This window comes from Pseudomonas sp. P7758, assembly GCF_013386485.1.
In the GTDB taxonomy this organism is placed as follows: Bacteria; Pseudomonadota; Gammaproteobacteria; order Pseudomonadales; family Pseudomonadaceae; genus Aquipseudomonas.
Map to the genome: position 1 here is coordinate 6,223 of NZ_JACARS010000059.1, position 7,913 is coordinate 14,135.

10 protein-coding genes are annotated in these 7,913 nt (G+C 62.3%); 6 read left to right on the forward strand and 4 right to left on the reverse strand.

The features are described from left to right. Positions 1 to 112: 112 nt before the first annotated feature. Together madL and madM are read left to right on the forward strand one after the other, a co-directional pair. Positions 113 to 526: a malonate transporter subunit MadL gene (gene madL / locus HX873_RS12900; protein WP_102604131.1), complete on the forward strand. Its 414-nt coding sequence runs from the start codon at positions 113 to 115 to the stop codon at positions 524 to 526. 1 nt (position 527) lies between these two features. Next, entirely contained in the window at positions 528 to 1,292 is a 765-nt protein-coding gene (gene madM, locus HX873_RS12905; protein WP_003216820.1) for a malonate transporter subunit MadM, read from the forward strand. Positions 1,293 to 1,448: 156 nt separating this feature from the next. On the opposite strand, the gene HX873_RS12910 is transcribed toward madM, so the two are convergent. The 3 genes from HX873_RS12910 to HX873_RS12920 are packed head-to-tail and all read right to left on the reverse strand — an operon-like array spanning position 1,449 to position 3,509. Further along, complete coding sequence (locus HX873_RS12910) at positions 1,449 to 2,363, reverse strand: LysR substrate-binding domain-containing protein (RefSeq protein WP_003216822.1); 915 nt, start codon at positions 2,361 to 2,363, stop codon at positions 1,449 to 1,451. Positions 2,364 to 2,400: 37 nt separating this feature from the next. Next, positions 2,401 to 2,943, reverse strand: a complete 543-nt coding sequence (locus HX873_RS12915; RefSeq protein WP_134327458.1) for a chromate transporter — start codon at positions 2,941 to 2,943, stop codon at positions 2,401 to 2,403. Continuing rightward, positions 2,943 to 3,509 (reverse strand): chromate transporter, encoded by a 567-nt coding sequence (locus HX873_RS12920; RefSeq protein ID WP_003216826.1) that lies wholly within the window; start codon positions 3,507 to 3,509, stop codon positions 2,943 to 2,945. Before HX873_RS12920 ends, HX873_RS12915 begins: the two co-directional genes overlap by 1 nt. Positions 3,510 to 3,744: 235 nt before the next feature. On the opposite strand from HX873_RS12920, the gene HX873_RS12925 reads away from it, so the two are divergent. Further along, positions 3,745 to 4,362 (forward strand): hemolysin III family protein, encoded by a 618-nt coding sequence (locus tag HX873_RS12925; protein WP_003216828.1) that lies wholly within the window; start codon positions 3,745 to 3,747, stop codon positions 4,360 to 4,362. Here HX873_RS12925 and HX873_RS12930 read toward each other — a convergent pair. Continuing rightward, positions 4,357 to 5,259: a LysR family transcriptional regulator gene (locus HX873_RS12930; protein WP_177028010.1), complete on the reverse strand. Its 903-nt coding sequence runs from the start codon at positions 5,257 to 5,259 to the stop codon at positions 4,357 to 4,359. The two genes, HX873_RS12925 and HX873_RS12930, sit on opposite strands and share 6 nt — an antisense overlap. A gap of 108 nt (positions 5,260 to 5,367) precedes the next feature. Between HX873_RS12930 and HX873_RS12935 the strand changes: the two genes are divergently transcribed. The 3 genes from HX873_RS12935 to HX873_RS12945 are packed head-to-tail and all read left to right on the forward strand — an operon-like array spanning position 5,368 to position 7,903. Then, positions 5,368 to 6,609, forward strand: coding sequence for a D-amino acid dehydrogenase (locus tag HX873_RS12935; RefSeq protein ID WP_177122754.1), 1,242 nt, complete (start codon positions 5,368 to 5,370; stop codon positions 6,607 to 6,609). Between the two features lie 10 nt (positions 6,610 to 6,619). Continuing rightward, positions 6,620 to 6,973, forward strand: coding sequence for a RidA family protein (locus HX873_RS12940; RefSeq protein ID WP_087693233.1), 354 nt, complete (start codon positions 6,620 to 6,622; stop codon positions 6,971 to 6,973). A gap of 27 nt (positions 6,974 to 7,000) precedes the next feature. Beyond that, complete coding sequence (locus tag HX873_RS12945) at positions 7,001 to 7,903, forward strand: transporter substrate-binding domain-containing protein (protein WP_177122755.1); 903 nt, start codon at positions 7,001 to 7,003, stop codon at positions 7,901 to 7,903. Positions 7,904 to 7,913: the final 10 nt, after the last annotated feature.

A 7,913-nucleotide genomic window follows, 5' to 3' on the forward strand; every position in this document is an offset into this window, starting at 1 on the left:
AAGCTCCCTCGCCACAGGTACGGTATTCATCTTTATCGGATCGGCATTGCCGCCCAAGGCTTTCGAAGCACAAAAACAACAATTTCGATGAAGCACTTTGAGGACAACCATCATGATTATTTACGGTGTGGCGTTGCTGGCGATCTGCATGTTGGCCGGCGTGATTCTGGGCGACATGCTCGGCGTGTTGCTGGGAGTCAAATCCAACGTGGGCGGGGTGGGGATCGCGATGATCCTGCTGATCTGCGCACGGTTGTGGATGCACAAACACGGCGGCATGACCAAGGAATGCGAGATGGGTGTCGGCTTCTGGGGTGCCATGTACATCCCGGTGGTGGTGGCGATGGCGGCGCAACAGAACGTGGTGACCGCGCTGCACGGCGGCCCGGTGGCGGTGCTGGCCGCGATTGGTTCGGTGGTGGTGTGCGGTTGCACGATTGCTTTGATCAGCCGTACGCACAAAGGCGAACCGTTGCCCGATGAAGAGCCGCTGATCGCGGTTGCACCTGTCGCGGGAGGTCGCTGATATGTGGGAACTCATCGAGAAAGGCCTGGCAAATAACGGCTTGGTCACCGCCTTTGCATTTGTCGGCGTGGTGATGTGGATTTCGGTGGTGCTGTCCAAGCGCCTGACCTTCGGGCGCATCCACGGCTCAGCCATCGCGATTGTGATCGGGCTGGTGCTGGCCTGGGTGGGCGGCACCTTGACCGGCGGGCAGAAAGGCCTGGCGGACGTGGCGCTGTTTTCCGGGATCGGCTTGATGGGCGGCGCCATGCTGCGGGACTTTGCCATCGTGGCCACGGCGTTTGAAGTACAGGCCACCGAGGCGCGCAAGGCCGGCTTGATTGGTGCGATTGCCTTGCTGTTGGGCACGGTGCTGCCGTTTATCGTGGGCGCGAGTATCGCCTGGGCGTTTGGTTATCGTGATGCGATCAGCATGACCACCATCGGCGCGGGCGCGGTGACGTACATCGTCGGGCCGGTGACCGGGGCGGCGTTGGGTGCAAGCTCGGATGTGGTGGCGCTGTCCATCGCGACTGGGTTGATCAAGGCGATCCTGGTGATGGTGGGCACGCCCATGGCGGCACGCTGGATGGGCCTGGATAACCCGCGCTCGGCGATGGTGTTTGGCGGCCTGGCCGGTACGGTGAGCGGCGTGACGGCAGGCCTGGCAGCGACGGACCGGCGGTTGGTGCCGTATGGCGCACTGACCGCCACCTTTCACACCGGGCTTGGGTGTTTGCTGGGGCCGTCGGTGCTGTACTTCATCGTGCGCGGGATTGTCGGCTGACCCGAGATGTGTCGACCGCTTTTGTGGCGAGGGAGCTTGCTTCCGCTGGAGCGCGAAGCGGTCCCAATGCATTCTTCCTGAAACAACGCGGGCGCTGATTTTACGACTGCTGCGCAGCCGAGCGGGAGCAAGCTCCCTCGCCACAGGGGATCATTGTCAGGTTTGGCGGTTCGCATACATCCGGCACTCCGCCAACAGCGCGAGCAGGTTCGGGTCGCGTTCCTTGGCTTTCAGAAACACCACGCCAATGTGCTGCTGCAAACGGTAGCGCGGTTGCAGGGGAATCAGCTTCACCCGGTTCTCGTACACCGCCGCAATCCGTCCCGGCAGCAGCGCATAACCCACGCCCGAACTGACCATGCTCAGCAGGGTGAAGATGTCGTTGACCTGCATCGCCACCTTCGGCTCGAACCCTGCCTGCTTGAATACGCGGTTGCCATCCTGATGGGTGGCGAAGCCTTGGGTGAGGGTGATGAAGGTGGCGTCGCGCACGTCCGCCAGGTCGATTTCCTGTTCGCGGTCGAAGGGTGAATCGGCCGGGGTGGCGAGGAAGATGTCGTCGGAAAACAGCGCGATCTGCTCGCAGTCCGGATCGTTAGCGTGTTCGTCGAGGGAGATCAGGATCGCATCGACTTCCATGTTCTTCAGCTTGTAGAGCAAGTCGAAATTGGAGCCGAGGATCAGGTCGATGTTGAGTTCGCTGCGGCGAATCTTCAGCCCCATGATCAACTGCGGCACGGTCTTCACCGTCAGCGAATACAGCGAACCCAGCTTGAAGCGCTCGGCGGAGAAACCGGCGGCTTCGCGGGTGACCCGCACGCTGTCGACCACATCCTGCACCAGCTTCTGCGCACGCTCTTCCAGCACATAGGCGCTTTCCAGCGGCGTGAGGTTACGCCCTTCGTGCTTGAACAGCGGGCAGCGCAGGGCGTTTTCCAGGGAGTGGATCGCCCGGTGCACGCTGACGTTGCTGGTCTGCAATTCAGCCGCCGCCCGCGCCAGGTTGCCGGTGCGCATGAACGCCAGGAAAATTTCCAGCTTCTTGAGGGTGAACTCTTCGTCGATCAGCATGGGCGTGACTCTTGTTCGAATGCCGTCGATTGTGCCCCTAAAACCAGTTCACTCCCAGCCATGCACTGCACAGGCCCAACACTACGCCGAGGATGATCAGCCAGATCGCGTTGAGTCTTGTGTAATACACCACGGCAGCGCTGGCCAGGGTCAGTACCAGGCTGGTGGCGTTGTTTTCCAGGCTGTTCATCAGGATGTAGCTGGCGGCCAGGATCAGCCCGATGGAGATCGGCAGCAGGCTGCCTTTGACCCGCTGCACCCACGGGGTTTTGCTGTGTTTTTCCAGCCAGCCGGCGCCGAGGTAGGTGAGTACCGAGCAGGGCACCAGCTTGGCGGTCAGGGCCACCAGGGCGCCGGGCAACCCGGCGGCTTGCTGGCCGATAAATACCAGGAACATGCCATTGGGCCCCGGCAAGGCCTGGGACAAGGCGAAGAAGGCGACGAACTGGGCGTCGGTGATCCAGTTCATGTCGGTGACGGTGTAGCGGTGGATATCGCTCAGGGCCACGGTGTTGCCGCCAATCGCCATCAGCGACCACAGCGCGCATTGGATCATCAGGTGAAACAGCACGCTCTGCATCAGCCAGCCACCTTCTGCTTGCCCATGAAACTCAAGGCCAACGAGCTGGGAATGCAGATCAGCAGGACCATCCACAACGGCAGCACCAGCACCGCCATCAACACGAAGGTCAGGACGAACGCGCTGTAATTCGCCAGGGTTCGCGGCATGGCCTTGAGCAGGCGCAAGGTGGTGCCGAGCATCAGCCCGGTGGCGATCGGCATCACCGCGCCGAAGATCTGCTGCACCACGTCATGGCTCCACCATTTGGCATAGGCGAAGCCGGCCAGCACGGTGATCAGCGAGGGGAACAGATACAAGCCGACCACGGTCACAACCGCACCCGGCAAACCGTGCAGGCGCCGACCGTAGATGATGCCGACGTTGGCGATATTCGGCCCGGGAAAGAATTGGCCGGTGGTCAGCAGCTCGTTGAAGCCTTGTTCGCTGACCCACTGCCTGCGGTCGACCATCATCTGCCGCGCCCAGGGCATCACGCCGCCGAAGCCAAACAGGCCGACCATGGCGAAGTTGTAAAACAACTGCCACAGACTCGGGTGGGGCTGGGCAGGTTCGAGGTCGGGCATGGGCGTTACCGATGAGGGGCTTTTATGTAGGAGCTGGCTTGCCGGCGATAGCGGTGGGTCAGACATGCATCTGCTGCTGATACACCGCTATCGCCGGCAAGCCAGCTCCCACAGGATGAAGCGAATCATCCATCGGCATGTGTATTTGGGCAAATGAAGAAAGGTTGTTACCTGATATTGGGTGGGTGACGTCAGAATGGTCGAGGTGATAACCGTTATTCGAGGTGAGTGACACATGTATCACGGGGAACGATTCAACGCCTGGAGCCACTTGCTCGGGGCGGTTGCGGCTTTTGTGGGTGCGGTATGGATGTTGGTGGTGGCCAGTATGGACGGCAACCCCTGGAAGATTGTCAGCGTGGCCATTTACGGTTTCACATTGCTGGTGTTGTACAGCGCGTCCACCGTTTACCACAGCGTGCGCGGGCGCAAGAAAGCGATCATGCAGAAGGTCGATCACTTTTCGATCTACCTGCTGATTGCCGGCAGCTACACGCCGTTTTGCCTGGTGACGCTGCGCGGGCCGTGGGGCTGGACGCTGTTCGGGATTGTGTGGGGGCTGGCGGTGATCGGCATCCTGCAGGAGATCAAGCCACGCTCCGAGGCGCGGATTTTGTCGATCGTGATCTATGCGGTGATGGGCTGGATTGTGCTGGTGGCGGTCAAGCCGCTGATTGCTGCGCTGGGGCCTACCGGGTTTGCCTGGCTGGCGTCGGGCGGGGTGCTGTATACCGTGGGCATTATTTTCTTTGCCTTGGAGGACCGCTTGCGGCACTCCCACGGGATCTGGCATTTGTTCGTGATTGGCGGCAGCCTGCTGCATTTCGTGGCGATCATGGGGTACGTGTTATAGCCGGTCCAATTGCTCATGGGCCCGGCTGCCGAAGATCTCCAACAGGCTCGCCAGCATATGCGGCGGCGGTTCGTCGGCGCGGGTCAGGGCGTACAAGGTGATTGGCAGCGGCGGCGCAAGGGGGCGAATGCAAGTAGTGGCCGGTGATGCGCCGAGGGCGGTGAACGGATCAATCACCGCCAGCCCGGCGCCGGATTCGACCATGGCCCTGGCCAGGGAATAGGTCTGTACTGCGATGCTGACCCGTGGCGGTGGATCGACCGCTTCCAGGTAGCTGTCCAGCTTCGCCGACAACGGGTCGGCGCTGGACAGGCCAATCAACGGCGCGCCCGCCAGGGCCATCAGCGGCAACGGTTTGCCTAGCTCGTTTTCCTTCCAGTAACCCTGCGGCGCCAGTGCCACCAGCACGCCGTGGGCCAACGGCTGGGCGTTCAGCCCTGGGTGATCGGGCGGTTGCAGGGTCAGCGCCACGTCGACCTCACGCATCAACAGGTTTTGCACCAGCTCGCGGCTGTGGGCGCTGGAGAGCTCGCAGGCGATGTCCGGGTAGCGTTGGGTCCATTCGCGGATGGCCGGCGGCAGCAACGACAAGGCCAGCGCGGGTGTGGCGCCGATACGCAGGCTCTGGCCCGGCTCGCGGCGCAGGTTCTGCGCCAGGCGCCGCACGCCTTGCAGGCTTTCGGTCACCTTGTCGACTTCGCGTTCCAGCGCCAGCGCTTCCGGGGTTGGCTGCAGCTTGCCGCGTATACGCAGGAACAGCGGGAACCCCAACTGCAACTCGGCGTGCTGCAGCACCTTGCTCACCGCCGGCTGCGAGACATGCAGCAACTGGGCGGCGGCGCTGATGGAACCGGTCTGGCGGATGGCCTGGAAGATTTCGATATGACGCAAGCGCATGGGCAGTCCATAACCTTTGTTTATGGGTGACCCATCTTTATTCATTGTCCCGCCGCTGTCACCTGCCTCTAACCTTCAAGCCTGACATCGCACGGTTAAGGGACGCACATGGCTCAGCAGGTTTGCATCATCGGCGGCGGGGTTATCGGCCTGGCGAGTGCCTACGCGCTGGTGCGTGCCGGCATGCAGGTGACGGTGGTCGAAGCTCGGGAAACCCTGGGCAGCGAGACCAGCTTCGCCAACGGCGGGCAGTTGTCCTACCGCTATGTCGCACCGCTGGCCGACAAGGGCGTGCCGCTGCAAGCCATCGGCTGGCTGCTGCGCGGTGACTCGCCGCTGAAGCTGCGCCCGCGCATGGACCCGGCGCAGTGGCGCTGGATGGCCTCGTTCCTGGGCGCCTGCCGTGGCTCGGTGAACCAGCGCAATGCGGCCCACCTGCTGCGCCTGGCGTCCTTGAGCCAGGGCACCCTGCAACGCTGGCGTGAAGAAGACCAACTGGGCGGTTTCCACTGGCGGCGCAACGGTAAGCTGGTGACCTTTCGCAGCCTCGACAGCTATGAACGCGCCTTGAATAAAGTGACCGACCCGCTGCAACAGCAAGTGCTCTCGGCGGCGGACTGCGCACGGCTGGAACCGACCCTGGACAGCGCCAGTTTTGCCGGCGGCATCTATACGCCCAATGAGGAGGTCGGCGACTGCCATGGGTTCTGCCAACAACTGGCGGCGCGCCTTGAAGCGTCGGGGCGCTGCACGTTCCTGATGGGGCGCAAGGTGACGGCGATTCGTCACAGCGCAGGCGCCGTGCAGGCTATCGAAATGGGCAGTGAAGTCTTGCCGGTGCAGCACCTGGTGCTGGCCGCCGGGCACCGCAGCCCCGAGCTGGCCTTGCCGGGTATGTCACTGCCGCTGTATCCCCTCAAGGGTTACAGCCTGAGCGTGCCGATTGGCGCGCAGCATCAGGCGCCGAACATCAGCATCACCGATTACGACCGCAAGATCGTCTACGCGCGCATCGGTGAGCAACTGCGGGTGGCGGCGATGGTGGATATTGTCGGCTTCGACACCCGCCTGGAACCCAAGCGCCTGGCGCTGATTAGACGTCAGGCACTTGAGACGTTCCCGCTGGCCGGTGACTACCAGCACGCGGTCGAATGGGCCGGCATGCGCCCGGCCACGCCGACCGGCGTGCCGTTGATTGGTGCCAGCGCCTACAGCAACCTGTGGCTTAACCTCGGCCACGGCGCCCTCGGGTTTACCCTGGCTTGCGGCAGCGGCCAGGTACTGGCCGAGTTGATTGGCCGGCACACCACTTCCATTGATATGCAGGGCTTCGCGCCCCGTGCCGCTTGAGGATATTTCGATGACCATCACCCGAATCAACAGCAACAGCCGCTTGTCTGGCGCCGTGGTGTTTCAGGACCTGGTGTTTTTGTCCGGCCAGGTGCCGGGCGAAGGCCGCGATGTGAAGACCCAGACCGAACAGGTGCTGGCCAGGATTGATGCGCTGCTGGCCGAGGCCGGCAGCGACAAGGATCATCTGCTGAATGCGACCATCTACCTGAACAATATCCAGGAGGGTTTTGCGCCGATGAATGAAGTCTGGTCCGCCTGGCTATCGCCGGGGCAGGCACCGACGCGCACCACGTTGCAGGCGCAGTTGGCACGACCGGACGTGCTGGTCGAGATCAGTGTCATTGCGGTGCGCCGTACCTGAACCTTTAACCACCAACGGAGAATAACAATGCAAAAAATCACGTTGATCGGCTGCACCCTGGGGCTGTTGTTGGGGGCTCAGGCCCATGCCACCGAGGCCCCCTTGGACGGCACGCTGAGCAAGATCGCCAACGCCAGGAGCATCACCCTCGGCTACCGCGATGCCTCGGTGCCGTTTTCCTATGTGGGGGATCACAGCGGCAAGCCCATGGGCTATTCGGTGGAGCTGGCGAACAAGATCGTCGAGCGTATCCAGCAGAAAACCGGTGTGCCGAAGCTCAACGTGAAGTACAACCTGGTGACTTCCCAGACCCGCATAGCCCTGGTGCAAAACGGCACCGTGGACCTGGAATGCGGTTCCACCGGCGTGACCGCCGAGCGGCAGAAGCAGGTGGCGTTTTCCTACGGGTTTATCTACGTGAAGGGCCAGTTGCTGACCGCCAACGACAGCGGCATCAAAAGCTTCGCCGACCTGCAAGGCAAGAACGTGGTAACCACCGCCGGTACCACCAACGAGCGGTTCCTCAAGAGCTACAACGTTGATCACAAACTGAACATGTCGGTGATCAGCGCCAAGGACCACGGCGAAGCCTTCCAGATGCTGCAATCCGGCCGGGCGGCGGCGTTCTACATGGATGACGCGTTGCTCTACGGCGAGCGCGCCAAGGCCAGGGACCCGCACAAGTGGGTGGTGGTCGGGGAAGAACAGTCGCGGGAAATCTACAGCTGCATGGTGCGCAAGGACGACCCGCAGTTTCTCGCGGTGGTCAACGAGACCCTGGCCGGGCTGTACAGCTCGGGGGAGATCAACGGCATTTACCAGCGCTGGTTTGAGCAGCCGATCCCGCCCAAGGGCTTGAACCTGGAATTCCCGATGACCACTGAGTTGAAGGCGATTATTGCGACGCCTGTGAGTGACCCAGTGGAGTAGCGGAGTGCAA

Excerpts from the sequence above, each read along its gene's own strand:
- madL (WP_102604131.1), top strand. The coding sequence starts at position 113 with ATGATTATTTACGGTGTGGCGTTGCTGGCGATCTGCATGTTGGCCGGC.
- HX873_RS12925 (WP_003216828.1), top strand. The coding sequence starts at position 3,745 with ATGTATCACGGGGAACGATTCAACGCCTGGAGCCACTTGCTCGGGGCG.
- HX873_RS12910 (WP_003216822.1), bottom strand. The coding sequence starts at position 2,363 with ATGCTGATCGACGAAGAGTTCACCCTCAAGAAGCTGGAAATTTTCCTG.
- HX873_RS12930 (WP_177028010.1), bottom strand. The coding sequence starts at position 5,259 with ATGCGCTTGCGTCATATCGAAATCTTCCAGGCCATCCGCCAGACCGGT.
- HX873_RS12940 (WP_087693233.1), top strand. The coding sequence starts at position 6,620 with ATGACCATCACCCGAATCAACAGCAACAGCCGCTTGTCTGGCGCCGTG.
- HX873_RS12935 (WP_177122754.1), top strand. The coding sequence starts at position 5,368 with ATGGCTCAGCAGGTTTGCATCATCGGCGGCGGGGTTATCGGCCTGGCG.
- madM (WP_003216820.1), top strand. The coding sequence starts at position 528 with ATGTGGGAACTCATCGAGAAAGGCCTGGCAAATAACGGCTTGGTCACC.
- HX873_RS12915 (WP_134327458.1), bottom strand. The coding sequence starts at position 2,943 with ATGCAGAGCGTGCTGTTTCACCTGATGATCCAATGCGCGCTGTGGTCG.
- HX873_RS12945 (WP_177122755.1), top strand. The coding sequence starts at position 7,001 with ATGCAAAAAATCACGTTGATCGGCTGCACCCTGGGGCTGTTGTTGGGG.
- HX873_RS12920 (WP_003216826.1), bottom strand. The coding sequence starts at position 3,509 with ATGCCCGACCTCGAACCTGCCCAGCCCCACCCGAGTCTGTGGCAGTTG.